This is a genomic window from Lachnobacterium bovis DSM 14045 (assembly GCF_900107245.1).
In the GTDB taxonomy this organism is placed as follows: Bacteria; Bacillota; Clostridia; order Lachnospirales; family Lachnospiraceae; genus Roseburia; species Roseburia bovis.
Map to the genome: position 1 here is coordinate 66,702 of NZ_FNPG01000010.1, position 18,947 is coordinate 85,648.

Genomic DNA, 18,947 nt, shown 5'->3' on the forward strand with positions numbered 1-18,947 from the left:
CATCCACTTACCATAGGATATTACAAAAAGGAAGAAAAATCAAGTTTAATAATCTTGTTCTTCCATATACTTCATATATTTCACTACCATAAGCGCAATTTTAAAGGTGATTGCATCTTCAAAAACTCTTAAATCAAGTCCTGTGCTTTTTTGTAATTTATCTAAACGATAAACCAATGTATTTCTATGAATGTACAACTGTCTAGATGTTTCAGAAACATTTAAACTATTCTCGAAAAACTTATTTATTGTAGTCAATACTTCTTCATCAAAATCATCAGGTGAACGATTTCCAAAAATCTCTTTTATAAACATTTTACAGAGTGGAATAGGAAGTTGATAAATTAATCGTCCAATTCCTAATTGTGAAAATCCTATTACATCTTTTTCTTCAAAGAAAATTTTTCCGACATCAAGTGCCATCCTTGCTTCCTTATAAGAACGTGATACTTCTTTAATTTCGTTAACAACTGTACCATATGAAATATGAACTTCTTTTACATCGTCTGATTTTATCACTCCAATAATAACATTAGCAGTTCTGTTTAAATCTTCATATGTTTCATTTTCAGCAAGTTCTTTGACGATGATGATATTTTTTTCATCAACTGCTGTAACAAAATCTTTTGTCTTTCCACCAAAAAGACTTCTGATTTTTTCAAGTTCGTTACCGTCTTTATCTCTTTTTGTTTCAACAATAAAGACTACCCTTTTAACTTCTGTTTCAATATGTAATTTTTTTGCCCTATTATAGATATCAACTAGTAATAAGTTATCTAGCAATAAGTTTTTAATAAAATTGTCTTTATCAAAACGTTCTTTATATGCTATTAATAAATTCTGAATCTGGAATCCAGCAATTTTACCTATCATGTAAACATCTTCATTATCGCCATACGCAAGTAAAATGTACTCTAACTGACGATCATCAAAAACTTTAAAAAACTGGCATCCATTAACAACCTGACTATCTGCTGGAGAACCTACAAATGCACGTGCAGGCTCAACAAATTGTTCAGCATCTGGAAATGTTGCTGCCAAAACCTTTCCTTCTACATCTATTACGCATAGATCTGTACGAGTAATTCCTTTTAGACCGTCTATCGTATTTTGAAGTATTTGATTGGATATCATATAACACACTCCTTCTCCGATTGATTTACGATTTGCATAAAATCCTGTTTATATTTTAATGCAAATCAACGAAAAAATAAAGAGCAAATGTGTAATTTTTACTCATTTTCTCTTATTTTTTTCATTACGCTTGTCAATTTTTAACCATTTTATGTTGTTGATATGATTTTTTATGTATTTTTTAGATAATTTTAAGCGTTATTTTTGACTTCTTTATGTTCTTTTGTATATTCTTGAAAACCCTCTCCTAGAACTTCTCGAACATCAGAAACAATTACAAATGCTTTTGGATCAATCCTAACAACAATCTCTTTTAAATTAACAATTTCTTTCTTAGATACTACGCAATAAAGAACACATTTTTCATCGCCTGTGTACATTCCTCGTGCCTCTAAACCAGTCACACCTCTGTCTAGCGTTTCTAACAAAGTTTCTGCAATTTCATCATATTTATCTGTAATAATATATGCTGCCTTCGAAAACTTAAATCCTTCAAGTATTGTATCGGACGTTCTTGAAGCTATTGTTATTGCTATAATAGCATAAAGTGTTGATCTTAATCCAAAAATCATCAATCCAATTCCAATAATTATAAAATCAACAAATTGCATTATTTGAGCAACCGAGTAGTGTTTTATTTTTTTATGAATAAGTGCAGCAACCATATCCGTTCCACCTGTAGTTGCCTTACTTTTAAATGTCAATCCAAGCCCTGCCCCTGCTAATAAACCACCAAAAATAGCTGCTATTACATAGTCACCTTTAGGAATATTGACACTTGGTAAAAGTCCTAGCCAAAACGACAACATCACCGTTCCAAAAAAAGTTCTTCCTATGAACCTCTTTCCCATTACTATATATGCAGCTATGAAAACTGGAGCATTTAAACCTATATTTGTAACCCAAAGTGGAATTCCACCTTTGATAATTTTTTTACTAACATCTTTTATTACAATTGCAAGTCCTGTGAATCCACCATCAACTAAGTGAATTGGATCATAGATCCATGCATAAGCCATTGCAACAAGACATGTTCCTATTGCTATTAAACAATAGTCCTTTACAATGTCTTTATACTTAAATTTCATTACTTTATAACCTCTTTTTCAAAATCTAATTCTTCTAAACTTATCAATGTCTTATGAAAGCGTTTGAATCGAACTATATTTTTTATTTTATTCCATATCCCATGATTCGGTGTGATTTTTTTGTTTTCTCCAATTCCATACCACATACCGGCATTTATAAGGCCTTGATATTCTTTAAGAAACATTTCTTGTTCTGGACTTGGTATTATTGAAAAAACAACATCTGCACCCGCTGCATTTATGTCATTTATAACCGACTCATAGGCACCAACGCAGTCATCTAAAGCGCTAGTATTTGCAATTATAATTTCTGGAAATTCCTGTTCTAAAACTCCCCTAAATTGTTCTATTTTATCCACACTCTTACCTATTATGAATACTTTTTTTCTATTTCTTTCTACTCTCTTAAAGAATTCCTCGAAAAAAAGATTGTTTTCTATTTCATGATATCTTTGTGTCGAATTCTCTCCAATTGCGCTTAATATGCCTGTTTCAGCCATTATTGAAAAGCTTAAATTTTCTAATACTTCTTTGTAATGCTCATCTTTTTCTGCGTTTAGAATCATTGCCATATCAACTTCTTCAATAGTTTTCATAAGCGAGGATCCCATATCTTTTTCTATTTCAGAAAGTATCTCACGCACATTGTAATTGTCAAGCATTACCCCAGCAATTTCAACTTTTTTTATCATACTCTCTCACTTCTCTTTTTATTTTTGAATATATTTTTATCTCAAATATATTTTCATCTAATATATTTTTAAATCAAACATATTCTATCTTAAATATAGATTTAATAAAACCAACTAAACGTATATATATTTATTATAATATACATATTTTTGTTTGTCTAAAAATCACATACAATATTATAATTTTTTAATTTTTTATAAATATATTCTTAATAAACTCTACCGCCTCTATTTTGTTTCATAATTCCAAACAATTCTTTTATATGTTTTAAATTGAATGACTACTTATTTTTTTATGCAACATTAATAAATAACGTCAACTTATCAACTTTACACATTATATATAGAGTATTTTAGGGGCTTTTCTCATAGTTTTCCACTTTTTCAACTTATATTTTTGTGGATAACGTTGATAACTCTGTGAATATATTTATTTTGCTGCCTTTTATACATTTTGGATTTTGTGGGTAAAATGTTGTTATTTCGATGTAATATTTTTGTAATATTTTGTTTCCATTTTTCAGCTTTATTTTTCAAAAAAGCTCTTTATTTCGTCATTTTTTTCGAAATATTATTTTCATACTTTTCACAAAATTATCCAACAATTAAGTCCTTGCATAGCAAAAGTCATCTGACTATTATCAATGACTCTAAGCTTCTGACAAAATTTTATCACGCGATTTTCTTTTTTGTCAAGTTTTACTATATTTACTTAATTTTTATAGCTACTTTTTATAAATTTTTTTCATGAAGATAATTAGTATTTTATCCGATTCTACTGTTATGTGAATTTACTCTTTGATTTTTAAGGAGGTGGTTGTATGATGGATATTACTCAAGTTAACTATTCTTTGAACGATGTCGAACACTTCGCTATGACTAATACTGCCAGTCAAATAAAGAACGAAATCAATGTCCAATTATTGAGTAATTCGATTGACCAAATAAAAACACAAGGAACCGATATGATTCGCATGATGGAATTATCAGTTAATCCAAATATTGGATCTAACGTTGATGTATTCATTTAATTTGTTTATTAATTGTAAACAGTCCAAAAAAGGCGGCTACATAATGTAGTCGCCTTAAATATTTTTTCACTATAATTCTAACACTAGATTTTAATAATGCTTTTTAGCATCATATTTTAATAATACTCTACAATACAAAAATTTGATACAATATCTAATTATGCATTCTTAATAGCAATGGCCTCAATCTCAAGCATTACATCTTTTGGAAGTCTTGCAACTTCAACACAGCTTCTAGATGGAAAATCACCTTCAAAAAATGTTGCATAGACTTCATTAATCTTTGCGAAATCATTCATCTCTTTAATGAAAACTGTAGTTTTAACTACATCATTCATAGTGCAACCTGCTGCATCTAATAAATTTGATAAATTTTCAAATGCCTGTTTTGCCTGTGCAACTGAGCCCTCTGGAATTTCACCTGTTGATGGTACAACTGGGATAATACCTGATGTATAAACTACCCCATTTACTTCAATCGCTTGTGAATATGGTCCAATTGCTGCTGGTGCCTTATCTGTTTTTATTACTTTTTTCATAACAAATCCTTCTTTCTGTATTTTTTCAATATTACGCACATACATAATGTATAACAAAGCATAATAATATACGACATAATATACGACATATTGTACAGCATAACACGCGACATACTGTATGATATAAGACAATTCCAAGATATGTTAAATAACAAATTCACTTATCTTATAATAAGAATTGCTCACTTCGTAATATTAAATACAAAAAAAGTATATTACAATAACATAATAAAATCAATTAATTTTTACGAATTTTACCATCTGTAATTGTAACTAATTTTTCTTTATACAAACGTCCTACCGCTCTCTTAAACGCATTTTTACTTAATCCCGTTTCACGTTTAATTACTTCTGGACTTGCTTTTTCAGAAAAAGGAAGGATTCCGGCATAAGAATCAATAATTTCCATAATCTTTTTCGCGTCCTCATCAATTTGAATGTGAGCCTTTTCTCTCATTGTAATATCTATCTTTCCATCAGGCTTAATTCCAGTTACTCTAGCATCGATTACATCGCCAATTCTGAGATAATCATGCACCTCAAATGATGGTAATTTGGCAGAATATTTATCATCTATAGCAACAAATGTACCAAAATTATCGCTGAATTCATAAACTCTACCACTCACTCGATCTCCGACTTTATATGGAGAATCTTTTTCTAAAAGTTCATAAATTCCTTTCATACTTGCACATAAGCGATTACTTTTATCAATGTATAAAGTTACAATTATTTCATCGCCTTCTTCAACTTTTCTAAGCATTTCATGATATGGTAGAAATAAATCCTTTTCTAGGCCCCAATCCAAAAATGCTCCTATCTTGTTCACTTCTTTTACTTCTAACACCGCAAACTTTCCTAAAGTAAGTTTAGGTTCATTAGTTGTTGCTATCAATCTATCTTTTGAATCTTTATATAAAAAGATATTAATTTTATCTCCAATTTTAACATTCTCTGGAACCTGTTTAGCTGGTAATAGTATGTGAGTTTCTGTTTCCATATCTTCTGCTAAATAAATTCCGAAGTCTACTTTTTTTACATAATATAATTCCTGGTATTCACCTAATCTCATTTTTATACCTCCAAATTGCAAACTTATTAACTTTATTATCTATCGGCCAATTATTGTCATATGACTCAAAGCTTTTCAATTGTAAATATACTATGCCTTTAAATATTTTAAAATAGCATACACATTTCCATCTTCTGCTGCAAAAACAACATCAATTTCGTTTTCATTATACGTAACTCTAGGATATAAAAAATCTTCCAACATAGCTTCTTTTCTATACTCTATTTTCAGCTCACCAACGCAAAAATTCTCAGGAATATAATCGTCTCCAACCAAAACATACTTTTCATTATTCATATGTCCGTTAGAATCAATAAAGAATGGCAAAACCTCTACTGGCGCTTTCTCTTCATATTTTGTTGGTACTTTTAGTTTTCTTTTTTTATCTCCATAGTCAAGTTTGTCTTCTAATTCATATTTTTCAAGAATATCCACCCTGTCCATAACTGGTTTTCTTGCCACTATATCTAATAGGACCCAAATCGAATTTGCCTCTACTAAACGCTCTCCCTTATCATTTGTTATCAAAAAGTTTCGATAGCCATAAAAAGCTTTAAAATCATATGGCCAGGTTTGTATCACTATCTCATCCATATACTTTGGCATTTTATTAACTTTAATCTGCCAAGATGCTAAAACCCATCCTAAATTTTCTTTCTTTAAAAAGTCTATCCCAATTCCTAATTCTTCTGAATGATTTATGCTACAGTTTTGAAAATAATCCAAAAGAGCAGACCATGTTAAATTCTTATCTGCATCAACTTCTGTGTAACGTACCGTCTCCCTCATTTGAAACATAATTTTTCCTCCAAACTTACAAACGTATAAAAAAAGCACTACGCTCAGTCGCATAGTGCTCAAAACTAACTGCCCCACAAGGATTCGAACCTTGAAATGACGGAGTCAGAGTCCGTTGCCTTACCGTTTGGCGATGGGGCATCATGTCTGTGACAATCTCTTGTCACGCGAACAATGATATTATACCTCGGGTTTTTATATATGTCAACAACTTTTTTGATTTTTTTAATTCTTTTCTTTTTTAATACTTTTTAAGTCCTTTTTATGTTTGTTCTTTATTATAAAAAAGAAAACTTACAATCTAATCAATTCATTATCGACAACAGCAAAATCTAACTCTTCAACTTTAGAATGCTTAGCCGCTCCATTTGTGCACTCTGTGACGCCTTTAATAATGATATCTTCTTTTTCAATCGGTATAATAATCTCTAATTTAACATCAGCTTCATAAATTGAATTAACTATGCTTATATCATTTTGAGCAAAGTAATACTGTAACTTTCCTAACCCGTTATAATCAGTTGTAATTTCATACAATACACCCTTTGCCTTAGTAATTAGTGTTGAATTACTCAATCCTTCTTTTACTGCCTTCTGATAAGCTCTAACCAATCCGCCTGTTCCTAGCAATACTCCACCAAAATAACGCGTTACGACAACAGCCACATTATGCACATCTTCATTTAAAAGCACATCTAACATTGGTCTTCCTGCTGTCTGAGATGGTTCTCCATCGTCCGAACATCTTGTAACCTCGTTATTATCTCCAATTACAAATGCTGAACAATTGTGACGTGCATCCCAATATTGTTTTTTCATTTCATTAATAAACTTTACTGCTTCTTCTTCTGTTGAAACAGGACGTACAGTCGCAATGAATCTAGACTTTTTTTCTACGATTTCACCAACACCTGCTTTATAAACTATCTGCATTCTTACCTCCCACGATAATTTTTATTTATCCTTTTAGTTATACTTTATCTTTTTTAATTTACTTTTTCTTTCAGAATTCACTTTATCTTTTGAAATTATACTTTACTAATAAATGTTTGTAAAGTTTTTCACTTTCTTATATTAATTGAATTTGTTATAATGTATAATAAGGTGTATTGTGTTTTAAAAAATATTACAACTACAATGCTATCTGTTTTGTTAAAAATTTAAAATTTAATATAGTTTTATGCCTGATTTTACAACTTATAAGGAGGACAACCTATGAATTATGGCAAAAAGTATACACAACTGCGTATTAAAACTATAGACAGCAAACCAACAAAAATACGAATGAAGATGGAAATCTTTGTTCTAAAACTTTTTGTTCTTGCGCTACTGTTTTTCGCAGTAATCGGAATTTGTGCTGGAATCGGTGTTGTTCAAGGTATTCTTGATTCTGCACCAGACATTTCCAAAAAAGATGTTATGCCTAGCGGGTATTCTACTACTGTTTTAGCCGATGATGGTACGCAAACAGCGACTTTAGTTTCATCTGGTTCTAATAGAAAGTATGTTTCTCTAAAGAAAATACCTCTAGACCTTCAACATGCATTCATTGCCATTGAAGATTCAAGATTTTACAAGCACAATGGTGTCGATTGCCAGGGAATTCTTCGAGCGACTTTTATAGCTGCTTCAAAAAGAAACTTTTCTCAAGGCGCAAGTACTTTAACTCAACAACTTATCAAGAACAATGTACTTACTTCTTGGACAGATGAAAAAACTTTCTATGACAGTTTCAAGCGAAAACTCCAAGAGCAATATCTCGCAATCAAGTTAGAGCAGAAAGTTCATGATAAAAAATGGATACTAGAAAACTATCTAAATTCCATAAACTTAGGTTCTAACACTCTTGGTGTAGAGGCCGCTTCTGAAAAATACTTTGGTAAAGATGTTTCCGAACTTTCTTTGTCTGAAAGTTGTGTTATCGCGGGGATCACTCAAAATCCTGTGGCTTATAATCCTATCACTCATCCTGAGAATAATGCTAAACGTCGTAAAAAAGTTCTTAGGAACATGCTTGAGCAAGGATATATTAATCAACAAGATTATAAATCAGCTCTTGACGACAATGTTTATGAACGTATTTCGGAGTTTACTCAAAATACAAGCAATAGCAATATTAATTCTTATTTTGTAGATGCATTGATAGATGATGTGTATAATGACCTCATAGAGAAAAAAGGATATTCTTCGGAAGAAGCTAACAAGGCTATTTTCCGTGGTGGACTTACGATTCATTCTACTCAGGATAATCGAATACAGTCTATAGCTGATGAAGAAGCAAATAATGTTGCTAACTATCCTACAGCACCTAAGTATTCATTCTTTTTAGCTTTTAGCGTAAAAAATCCTGATGGATCGACTTCAAATTATTCTAATCAAACTATGCTAAGTTATTATAAGAAAAAAACAAACAATGATAATTACTCAATTGTTTTTGATTCAGAGAATGCATGCAGATCAGCAATTTCTCAATATGAACAAGAAATGATAAGTCAAGGTGGAACGATTGTTGAAGGTTCTGAAAATATTAATATTACCTTACAACCACAAGTTGCTCTTACGATTATTGATCAACATACTGGGGCTGTTAAAGCTCTTGTTGGAGGACGTGGTCAAAAAAATGGTAACCGAACCTGGAACCGTGCTACAGATACAACCAGACAACCTGGCTCAACATTTAAAATCATTGCAGCCTATGCACCTGCACTCGATGCCAAGGGTCTAACTTTAGCAACTGTCCAAGATGATGCACCATATACTGTTGGAAATAAAACTTTTCAAAATGCGAACAAAGGTTTTGGTGGTTTCACAACAATACGAGATGGTATCAAAAATTCTACAAATATAGTTGCTTTAAAAACTTTAAATCAAATTGGTATTGATACAGGTTACGATTATGCTAAAAAATTTGGATTTACAACATTATCAGACACTGACAAGAATTTAAGTCTTGCTTTAGGCGGACTTGACCATGGTGTAAAAAACTACGAATTGGCTGGAGCTTATGCCTCAATTGCCAATGATGGAGAGTATATTAAACCAAGTTTTTACTCTAAAGTATATGATCACAATGGCAAGCTCCTTTTAGATATTTCTAAAAAGGAAAGACGAAGAGTTCTTAAATCTACTACTGCATGGCTTTTAACAAGTGCGATGCAAGACGTTATGACTGACGGAACCGGAAAAGTAGCTTATTTTGGAAATGAATTAATGCCACAAGCTGGTAAATCTGGAACAACTTCTTCTAACAGAGACAGTTTATTTGCTGGTTTTACCCCATATTATACATGTGTTATCTGGGGTGGAAATGATGACAACTCAGTTCAGTCCGGCGATCAGACCGTCTATACAAAAAATATATGGCGTGAAGTCATGAGACGTTCTAATGAAGGTTTAGAAAGAAAAGATTTTACACAACCTGATGGAATTGTACAAGTCAATGTTTGTAAAAAATCTGGTCTTTTACCTATCGAAAATATTTGTGACCACGACCAACGCGGAAACATGGTATATACCGAATTTTTCGATAAGGACACAGTTCCAACAACTACATGTAATCATCATGTCGGTGTTCGTATATGTATGGCAACCGGTATGGAAGCAGGAAGTAAATGTCCAGTTAATCAAACGTTTACATCAATTAGAATTATTGGTGCGGCACCTAATTCTCCTGAGGCAGCTTATGCTCCCCCAAGCAAAAAGTGCCCACACAGTGGTGCTCCAGTTCAGTCTCAACAACCGGCGCAACCACAGCCTGCTCAACCTGCGGCTCAACAACAACCATCAAATAAAAGTAATTTCCCATAAATTTTGGGTTATGTACGAACATATGGCGTAGTGTTTTAATTCTTTAAAACAATTTATATAACGTTTGTATAACAAAAAAGATTGAGAAATGAATTAATTAAATTCAAATCTCAATCTTTTTTTTATATGTCTTTTGCATTTATGTTTTATGTTTTTGTTATGTTTTTTGTTATGCTTTTATAATTTTTTCGCATTTACGTTTTGTTCATATATGCTTTTATCTATTTTTTCGTGAATAATTATGTTATGTATTTATGAAGATTCTATATTATTATTAGTTAAGTTGTATTTATTTGTGTTGTATAAGTTTATTACTCTACGTCTGCTAAAGCTTGTACGTCTTCTTCGCCAGTTCTAATTTTAACTACTTTATCTACGTTATATACAAAAATCTTACCATCGCCAATGTTACCTGTATATAATGTTTCTTTAGCAACCTGAATAACTTTTCTAACAGGGATTTTACTTACAATAATCTCAATTTTTACTTTAGGTAATAATGTTGCATCAGTTTCAACACCTCTATATTTTTCTCCTGCACCTTTTTGAACACCACAACCCATTACCTGAGTTACTGTCATACCTGTTACACCTAAGTTGTTCATTGCACGTTTAATCTTGTCATATCTAGATAGTTTTGAAATAATAACAACTTTGTACATTCCTGTTCCATTTGTTGCAATATTTTCTTCCCCAACAACAACATTGTTGTTTTCAGCTATAGTTGCACCAAGATCTGTGTTTTCGTTTACGTCCATTGTTAATGTGTTTGAAATATCCATTAAAGCGAATCCTGAATAAGCAGATGCAAGACCATGTTCTCTTGAATCTAATCCTTCAATTTCCTCTGCTTCACTAACTCTTAGGCCTACTGTTTTCTTAATTAAAACATATACTCCTGTAATTGTTATAGCTGTCCATGTACCTACAGATAAAACACCTAATAACTGGTTTCCTAAGCAGTGGAATCCTCCTCCATAAAAAAGGCCTACTAAACTTTCATTACCTGGTGCACTCTTTGTTGCGAATAAACCAACTGCTATTGTTCCCCAAATACCATTCATCATGTGTACTGCTACAGCACCTACTGGATCATCTACATGTAAAACATAATCTAATAGCCAAACACCAAATACTACTAAAACTCCGGCTACTGCACCAATTACAATTGCTCCTAAACAATCTGTAACATCACAACCTGCTGTAATTGCTACTAAACCTGCTAATGAAGCATTTAAACTCATTGAAACATCTGGTTTACCATATCTAAACCATGTGAATAACATACAAACTACTGTTGCTACTGCTGGTGCTACTGTTGTTGTCAAGAAAATTGAACCAAGCTGTTCAACTGTTGTTGCAGCTGCACCATTAAATCCATACCATCCAAACCATAAGATGAATACACCTAAAGCACCTAATGGTAAGTTATGTCCTGGAAATGCATTTACTTTTACAACTTTACCATTTTTATCTTTTTCAAATTTACCAATTCTAGCTCCTAACATAGCTGCACCGATTAATGCTGAAATTCCACCTACCATGTGAATTGCACATGAACCTGCGAAATCGTGGAAACCTAATTTAGATAACCAGCCACCGCCCCAAATCCAATGTGCTTCAATTGGATAAACAATAGCTGAAATCAAAGCTGAATATATACAATATGATGAGAATTTTGTTCTTTCAGCCATCGCTCCTGAAACAATAGTTGCTGTTGTTGCACAGAAAACTAAGTTAAATACGAAATTTGAGAAAGAAAATGTGCTATATTTTGAGAAAATATCGAAACCTGGACGTCCAATAAATCCCATATAATCCTCACCTAATAAAAGTGAAAAACCGATTATAATAAATACAACAGTACCAATACAAAAATCCATAAGGTTTTTCATAATAATATTACCACTGTTCTTAGCTCTAGTAAAACCAGTTTCTACCATTGCAAATCCTGCTTGCATCCAAAATACTAAAGCAGCGCCACATAGGAACCAAACCGCAAACGCCTCCTTATTAACTAAACCAGATACAATTTCTTTTGTCATAATAACATCCTCCTTAATTTATAAAAAAAGGCGATATATCCTTAAGTTCACAGCTTCGTGAAATCAAAAATATATCGCACTATTTTTCAATACAATAATTATATCTTTATTAAATTTTGTTAATTTGTCTATATACTAAACTTCAAAAATCAAGTCGCCGTATGATGGCATTGGCCAGTATTCTTTACCAACTAACATTTCAAGTTCATCAACTGGTTTTCTTAATTTATCCATTGTAGTCTTAACTTCATCTCTGTAGAATTCAGCTTGTTTCTGGCAGCAATCAATTGCTGAAGCTTTTTCTACAACATCTTTTAAGTTTGCTAACTGAGTATGTACTTCTGTTAATAATTCAGAAATATTTGTTAAAATTCCGCTCTGAGTAGATACATCAGCACCTGCTACTGCAGATTTTACTGAATTAATTGATGTTGCAAGAGCTGTAGTATACTGAATTACAGCTGGAATAATCTGTTTTGAAGCAATATCAATCATAGCTTTTGCTTCGATGTTGATTGTCTTAGAATATTTTTCATATTCAATTTCAACACGAGACTCTAATTCTGCTCTTGTAAATACTTTGAATTTTTCGAAAGCTTTTACATTGTTTTCTTTAATGTATGCTGGAATAGCACCAACCATTGATTTAATGTTTGGAAGTCCACGTCTTTCAGCTTCTTCAACCCATTCATCTGAGTATCCATCACCGTTAAATACGATTCTCTGATGTTCTGTAGCCTGTTTTTTGATGATATCATGAACAGCTAAATCAAAGTTATCAGCTTTTTCTAATTCATCACAAACGTCTGAGAATGCTTCTGCAACGATTGTATTTAATACAATGTTAGCCTGTGCAACAGAATCCTGTGAACCTACCATTCTAAATTCGAATTTATTACCTGTGAAAGCGAATGGAGATGTTCTATTTCTATCTGTAGCATCTTTCATGAAGTCTGGTAATGTCTTAACACCAGTATGTAATCTCTGTCCTTCTAAGCTTCGTGTAGCTTCACCTGTGCTTACTAACTGATTAATAACGTCTTGTAACTGATCTCCAAGGTAAATAGAAAGAATAGCTGGTGGTGCTTCGTTAGCTCCAAGTCTGTGATCATTTCCTACATCTGCTGCAGAAGCTCTAAGTAAATCAGCATGCTCATCAACTGCTCTTAAGATACATGTAAGTACAAGTAAGAACTGAATATTTTCATGTGGTGTAGCACCTGGCTCTAATAAATTGATTCCGTCATCTGTTGTAATTGACCAGTTATTATGTTTACCTGAACCATTTACTCCGTCGAATGGTTTTTCATGTAATAAGCACTGTAAACCATGTCTGCTAGCAACCTTCTTTAATGTTTCCATTGTTAACTGGTTGTTATCAACTGCGATATTACATTTTCCATAAATTGGAGCTAATTCGTGCTGCGCTGGAGCAACTTCGTTATGCTGTGTTTTTGCAGATACACCTAATTTCCATAACTCTTTATTTACATCACGCATGTATGCTGCAATTCTTTCTCTGATAGCACCGAAATAGTGATCATCCATTTCTTGTCCCTTAGGAGGCATAGCACCGAAAAGTGTTCTTCCTGTGAAGATTAAATCTTTTCTCTGTAAGTATTTTTCACGATCAACGATGAAATACTCTTGTTCTGGTCCTACTGAAGGACAAACTTTCTTAGATGTTGTATTTCCAAATAATTTTAATAATCTTAAAGACTGCTCATTTATTGCTTCCATAGATCTAAGTAATGGTGTCTTCTGATCTAATGCTTCTCCTGTATATGAGCAGAATGCTGTAGGAATGCAAAGTGTTGCACCTGCTGCATCATGTCTTACGAATGCTGGTGATGTACAATCCCAAGCTGTATATCCTCTAGCTTCAAATGTAGCTCTTAATCCACCTGATGGGAATGAAGAGGCATCTGGCTCACCTTTAATTAATTCTTTTCCTGAAAAACTCATAAGAACTTTACCGTTCTCCATTGGAGCTGTAATAAATGAATCGTGTTTCTCAGCTGTTACACCAGTTAATGGTTGGAACCAATGAGTATAGTGAGTTGCTCCTCTTTCGATAGCCCATTCTTTCATTTCATGAGCAACAACATCAGCTGTTTCTAAATCTAACTCTCTTCCCTCATCCATTACTTCATGAAGTTTTTTGTAAACCTTTTTTGGAAGACGTTCTTGCATCACTGAATCATTAAATACGTCTTCACCGAAAACGTCTGCTACATTGAAATACTCTGTTTCTAACATAATATACATCCTTTCTAAACATCACACAACTTATTCCCTCAAGTGTGATTTTTTATCAATTTGATTTTTTAAATTGATTACAATCAACATTAATTTATTCAATAAGGACAGCTTATATATCCCTTAAATAAAAAAATGGGCACTCCAACCATGTTGGAACGCCCTTGTTCTCTCAAATCAACTGTAGTTAGAATACCTTATCTGTTTCAAAAAATCAATAACTTTTTTTATTTTTTTTTTATTTTATTAAATTTAACCGATAAGTTACAACTAATTTTTTAATTTTTATACAAATTAACCACTAATTACTGTTTTTAGAGTCAAGATAAATATCACAATATCAATATATGTATTTGTTCTATTGCTACTGCCATAAACTGTTTTATATTTTCTAGAAGTATCTACAACAACAAACGCTAAAATGCTAACCCTATAAACAAAAAAGAGCTTAGGCATCACACATCATATGCGACGTCACAAGCTCTTTTATGTTAATCATAACTCTTCATTATGATTAAAACACTATAAATTATAAATTGATCTATTAAAGAAAACACAAATTAAGCGTTAGCTTTTCCAACTGATCCGAATAATTCCATTTTCTCTTTAACCATATCTCTGATAGCCTGAGCACCTGGAGCTAATAATTTACGTGGATCGAATCCTTTTCCTTCTAAGTCTTTGCCTTCTTCGATGTATTTACGTGTAGCTTCCTGGAATGCAAGCTGACATTCTGTATTTACATTGATTTTAGCAACACCTAAAGAAATAGCTTTTTTAATCATATCAGCTGGGATACCTGTACCACCGTGAAGAACTAATGGCATTGTACCTGTCTGCTGCTGAATAGCATCAAGTGTATCGAATGAAAGACCCTGCCAGTTTGCTGGGTATTTTCCGTGGATGTTACCAATACCAGCTGCAAGCATATCTACACCAAGATCAGCTACTGCTTTACATTCGTTAGGATCAGCACACTCACCTGCACCAACTACACCGTCTTCTTCTCCACCAATTGAACCTACTTCAGCTTCGATAGACATTCCCATTGCATGAGCAACTTTAACTAATTCTGTTGTTTTAGCAACGTTCTCTTCGATTGGATAGTGTGAACCATCGAACATGATTGAAGTGAAACCAGCTTTAACGCATTTGTAACATCCTTCATATGTACCATGATCTAAGTGAAGAGCTACAGGAACTGTAATTCCTAATTCTTTGTCCATAGCTTTAACCATAGCTGCAACTGTTTCGAAACCTGTCATATATTTACCAGCACCTTCTGATACACCTAAGATAACTGGAGACTGTAATTCCTCAGCTGTAAGTAAGATAGATTTTGTCCACTCTAAGTTATTGATGTTGAATTGACCTACTGCATAGTGGCCTGCTTTTGCTTTATCAAGCATTTCTTTTGCGGATACTAACATGTTATTTTCCTCCTATGAAATAAAATACTATTAACTATAACACATTTGCGCAAACGTATTATAGATAGCGATTGTATTAACTGTTTTATTCGCTAACAGTTTCATTATAGTATATTTCATAGAAAAAATAAAGTTAATTACTTAACAATTTTATTTTTTTTTCAATTTTGATGATTTTATATAAGTATCTTCTAATTATCCAATACTTTTTTTATAATTTTTAATAGTTTTTTTATGACTTTTTATGTTTTTTTTATTTTTATGCTTTTATAGTTTTTCCATTTCTTCCATTGAATACTTTTCAAATGGATCTTCAAAAACTTCAGATGGAAATGCTGTTATTTCAGCAATCTCTGCTGCATCTACAACTAATGAAACAGCTTTATGTAAATTCTTTACTGTTAATTCTTTATATTTTCCACCAAACTCACCATCTGTTGTCCATGCAACTTTTTCATCACATGTTATCTTTAATTCATCTGTTTTAAATGAATAAATATAATCTGTATCATCTCTTAAGTTTGTAAGACAAGTTAAGATTTCACTTAATTCAACAGGATTCTTTGGTGTTTTAATAAATGTCGCCTCAAATACACCATCATCAAGTTTAACATCTTTACCTGTCATTCCTTTAAATCCACCTACAGATACAGAATTTGAAATCATTCCATAGATAAATTTATCTTCTATAACTTTTCCATCATATTCAATTTTCATCTTATATGATTTAATGTCACTTAAATGTTTAACACCTTCTAGTATATAGGCTAAATGACCAATAATGTTTTTAAGTTGTTGTGGTGTTTTATACGATACTTCTGTAAAAATTCCAAATGCAGCAACATAAACAAATGTATCTCCATTAAAATATCCCATGTCACATGGAAATAATGTTCCATTAGCTGCTGTATGTGCTGCCTCTACCATGTTTTTGGAAATACCGAGTGAATTAGCAAAATCATTTGTACTTCCAGCTGGAATATAACCTACAGGAATATCTAAATCTGCTTCTAATAAACCTGTTATTACTTCATCTAATGTTCCATCTCCACCACTACAAATAATTCTGTCAAATTTTTCACCTTCATTAATTATTTTTTGAACAGCATCTCCACTTGATTGTGTTGGATAAATTGTAACTTCATAACCAGATTTAACAATTATATCAACTATATCAACCAAATAGTTTTTTATTAATCCTTTTCCTGAAAATGGATTAAATATTAATAAACACTTTTCTTTTATCATCTTTGATTACCTCTTTACTCTTTAAAAGCATATTACCCAGCATTTTTATTTCTAAGTTCTTCTGCTATTAAAGAAATTTTTCTAAGTCTATGATTGACTCCTGATTTTCCAACTGGTGGATCTAATAATGTTCCTAAATCCTTTAATGAAGAATCCGGATTTTCCAATCTTAGGATTGCAATTTCTTTCAATTGATCCGGTAAATTAATCAATTCATTCTTCTCTTTAATTAATTCAATATCTTCTATTTGTCTTAAAGCTGCGTTTACTGTTTTACCTATGTTTGCTGTTTCACAATTAACCTTTCGATTAACAGTGTTTCTCATATCCTTTAGAATCCTGACATTTTCAAGTTCAAGCATTGCTTGAAATGCACCTATAACACTTAAAAAATCACAAATCTGTGAGCCTTCTTTAAGATATACCACATAATGATTTTTCCTTAAAACAATCTTTGCATCAAGATTGAAAAAAATCATCATTTTTTGAATTCTTAATGCTTTTTTATTGTTACAACATACCATTTCTAAGTGATATGATTTATGTGGATCGGATATTGAACCAATAGCAAGAAATACACCTCTAAGAAACGCTTTTTTCATTTCATCTTGCTCAAACAATTTTTCGTCATAATCATCTGTTGCAAAATCTATCGGATCATTTGTAACTTTATAGCCCATTTCTTTTAATAATTTTTTACAGTTTTCCTTACCGATTTTCTTCGTAACATCAACTGGAAAATTGTTTTTTATTAATAAAGCAAATTGCTCATAAACAAGAGGATTATCTGTATCTAACACAAGATTTTTATAATCTCCTTCAATTTCTCCAATGCTAGATATTATTCCAACAAGCTCGGCTATATCATACTTGCTTTCCTTGTTTATTCTATTTCTTAATTCTATTTTAACTTTCTTCGAAAACGACATATTTCTTACTTGCCTCTTAAAGAATCCTTTCCTATGTCTCTATGTTCTATCTTTAAGCCAAAATCATTTTGGCCTTGTAATCGATTATAAAGTTCATTCGCTAGTGTAACAGAACGATGTTTGCCTCCTGTACAACCTATTGATATAACAAGCTGATTCTTACCTTCACTTATGTATTTTGGAAGTAAAAATCTAACCATATCCTCTAATTTATCCAAAAATTCTGTTGATTCTCTAAATTGCATGACATAATCTTGGATTTCTTTATCATTTCCTGTTTTTGGACGCAAATCATCTATATAATATGGATTTGGTAAAAATCTTACATCTATAACTAAATCAGAGTCCGTTGGAATTCCATATTTAAAGCCAAATGACAATATAGTAACAAACATATTTTTATAATCATATTCATTACTATATATTTTTTCAATTTCACTCTTTAATTCTCTTGTCAACAAATGGCTTGTATCAATTATACAAGATGAATGTTTCTTCAAAAATTCAAGACTCTTTCTCTCGCGTTGAATTCCCTTATCTATTCTTTCTCCAAGTGCAAGAGGATGATTTCTTCTTGTTTCTTTAAAACGTTTAATCAACACTTCATCCTCTGCATCTAAAAATAGAATATCTATCTGAATATCCATTGCTTTTAATTTATTGACAATTTCCGAAATATTCACTAAATTCCCACTTCTAACGTCAATTCCCAATGCAACTTTTTGCATTTCTGCAGTCTCATTAGATAAATCAACTATTTTATCAATTAATTGAATCGGTAGGTTATCAATACAATAGTATCCCATGTCCTCTAACATCTTCATAGCAGTTGTTTTTCCTGCTCCTGACATTCCTGTTACAATTAAAACCTTCAT

15 protein-coding genes and 1 tRNA gene are annotated in these 18,947 nt (G+C 31.9%); 2 read left to right on the forward strand and 14 right to left on the reverse strand.

The features are described 5' to 3' along the window. Positions 1–45: 45 nt before the first annotated feature. The 3 genes from BLV79_RS04935 to BLV79_RS04945 form a co-directional block, all read right to left on the reverse strand. Entirely contained in the window at positions 46–1,134 is a 1,089-nt protein-coding gene (locus BLV79_RS04935) for a PucR family transcriptional regulator (RefSeq protein ID WP_074716709.1), read from the reverse strand. 191 nt (positions 1,135–1,325) lie between these two features. After that, the gene (locus BLV79_RS04940; protein WP_074716711.1) at positions 1,326–2,222 is read right to left on the reverse strand and encodes a YitT family protein; all 897 of its coding nucleotides are present in this window, start codon (positions 2,220–2,222) and stop codon (positions 1,326–1,328) included. Continuing rightward, entirely contained in the window at positions 2,222–2,914 is a 693-nt protein-coding gene (locus tag BLV79_RS04945; protein ID WP_074716713.1) for a WecB/TagA/CpsF family glycosyltransferase, read from the reverse strand. Before BLV79_RS04945 ends, BLV79_RS04940 begins: the two co-directional genes overlap by 1 nt. 821 nt (positions 2,915–3,735) lie before the next feature. Between BLV79_RS04945 and BLV79_RS04950 the strand changes: the two genes are divergently transcribed. Next, positions 3,736–3,945: a YjfB family protein gene (locus BLV79_RS04950; protein WP_074716715.1), complete on the forward strand. Its 210-nt coding sequence runs from the start codon at positions 3,736–3,738 to the stop codon at positions 3,943–3,945. A gap of 158 nt (positions 3,946–4,103) precedes the next feature. Here BLV79_RS04950 and BLV79_RS04955 read toward each other — a convergent pair whose 3' ends face one another. The 5 genes from BLV79_RS04955 to BLV79_RS04975 all read right to left on the reverse strand — a co-directional run bounded on the left by BLV79_RS04955 (position 4,104) and on the right by BLV79_RS04975 (position 7,287). Then, positions 4,104–4,484, reverse strand: coding sequence for a RidA family protein (locus tag BLV79_RS04955; protein WP_074716717.1), 381 nt, complete (start codon positions 4,482–4,484; stop codon positions 4,104–4,106). Positions 4,485–4,722: 238 nt separating this feature from the next. Beyond that, the gene (locus tag BLV79_RS04960; protein WP_074716719.1) at positions 4,723–5,556 is read right to left on the reverse strand and encodes a CvfB family protein; all 834 of its coding nucleotides are present in this window, start codon (positions 5,554–5,556) and stop codon (positions 4,723–4,725) included. Positions 5,557–5,646: 90 nt separating this feature from the next. Then, positions 5,647–6,354 (reverse strand): acyl-[acyl-carrier-protein] thioesterase, encoded by a 708-nt coding sequence (locus BLV79_RS04965; protein WP_074716721.1) that lies wholly within the window; start codon positions 6,352–6,354, stop codon positions 5,647–5,649. A 69-nt stretch (positions 6,355–6,423) separates the two neighbouring features. Next, a tRNA-Gln gene (locus tag BLV79_RS04970) sits at positions 6,424–6,495 on the reverse strand. Positions 6,496–6,648: 153 nt separating this feature from the next. Then, the gene (locus tag BLV79_RS04975) at positions 6,649–7,287 is read right to left on the reverse strand and encodes a YigZ family protein (RefSeq protein ID WP_074716723.1); all 639 of its coding nucleotides are present in this window, start codon (positions 7,285–7,287) and stop codon (positions 6,649–6,651) included. A 282-nt stretch (positions 7,288–7,569) separates the two neighbouring features. Here BLV79_RS04975 and BLV79_RS04980 point away from each other — a divergent pair, with 282 nt between their 5' ends. Continuing rightward, positions 7,570–10,161: a transglycosylase domain-containing protein gene (locus BLV79_RS04980; protein ID WP_074716725.1), complete on the forward strand. Its 2,592-nt coding sequence runs from the start codon at positions 7,570–7,572 to the stop codon at positions 10,159–10,161. A 311-nt stretch (positions 10,162–10,472) separates the two neighbouring features. On the opposite strand, the gene BLV79_RS04985 is transcribed toward BLV79_RS04980, so the two are convergent. The 6 genes from BLV79_RS04985 to rapZ all read right to left on the reverse strand — a co-directional run bounded on the left by BLV79_RS04985 (position 10,473) and on the right by rapZ (position 18,947). Continuing rightward, positions 10,473–12,206 carry an ammonium transporter gene (locus tag BLV79_RS04985; protein ID WP_074716727.1) on the reverse strand — a complete coding sequence of 578 codons (1,734 nt, stop codon included), beginning with the start codon at positions 12,204–12,206 and terminating at the stop codon, positions 10,473–10,475. A gap of 135 nt (positions 12,207–12,341) precedes the next feature. Continuing rightward, a complete protein-coding gene (locus BLV79_RS04990; protein WP_074716729.1) occupies positions 12,342–14,465 on the reverse strand; it encodes a glutamine synthetase III family protein in 2,124 nt (707 codons plus the stop codon). Between the two features lie 560 nt (positions 14,466–15,025). Then, positions 15,026–15,895 (reverse strand): class II fructose-1,6-bisphosphate aldolase, encoded by an 870-nt coding sequence (fba, locus tag BLV79_RS04995; RefSeq protein WP_074716731.1) that lies wholly within the window; start codon positions 15,893–15,895, stop codon positions 15,026–15,028. Between the two features lie 267 nt (positions 15,896–16,162). Beyond that, complete coding sequence (locus tag BLV79_RS05000) at positions 16,163–17,143, reverse strand: diacylglycerol/lipid kinase family protein (protein WP_074716733.1); 981 nt, start codon at positions 17,141–17,143, stop codon at positions 16,163–16,165. A 32-nt stretch (positions 17,144–17,175) separates the two neighbouring features. Next, entirely contained in the window at positions 17,176–18,072 is an 897-nt protein-coding gene (whiA, locus tag BLV79_RS05005) for a DNA-binding protein WhiA (protein WP_074716735.1), read from the reverse strand. A 5-nt stretch (positions 18,073–18,077) separates the two neighbouring features. Beyond that, entirely contained in the window at positions 18,078–18,947 is an 870-nt protein-coding gene (gene rapZ, locus BLV79_RS05010) for an RNase adapter RapZ (RefSeq protein WP_074716737.1), read from the reverse strand.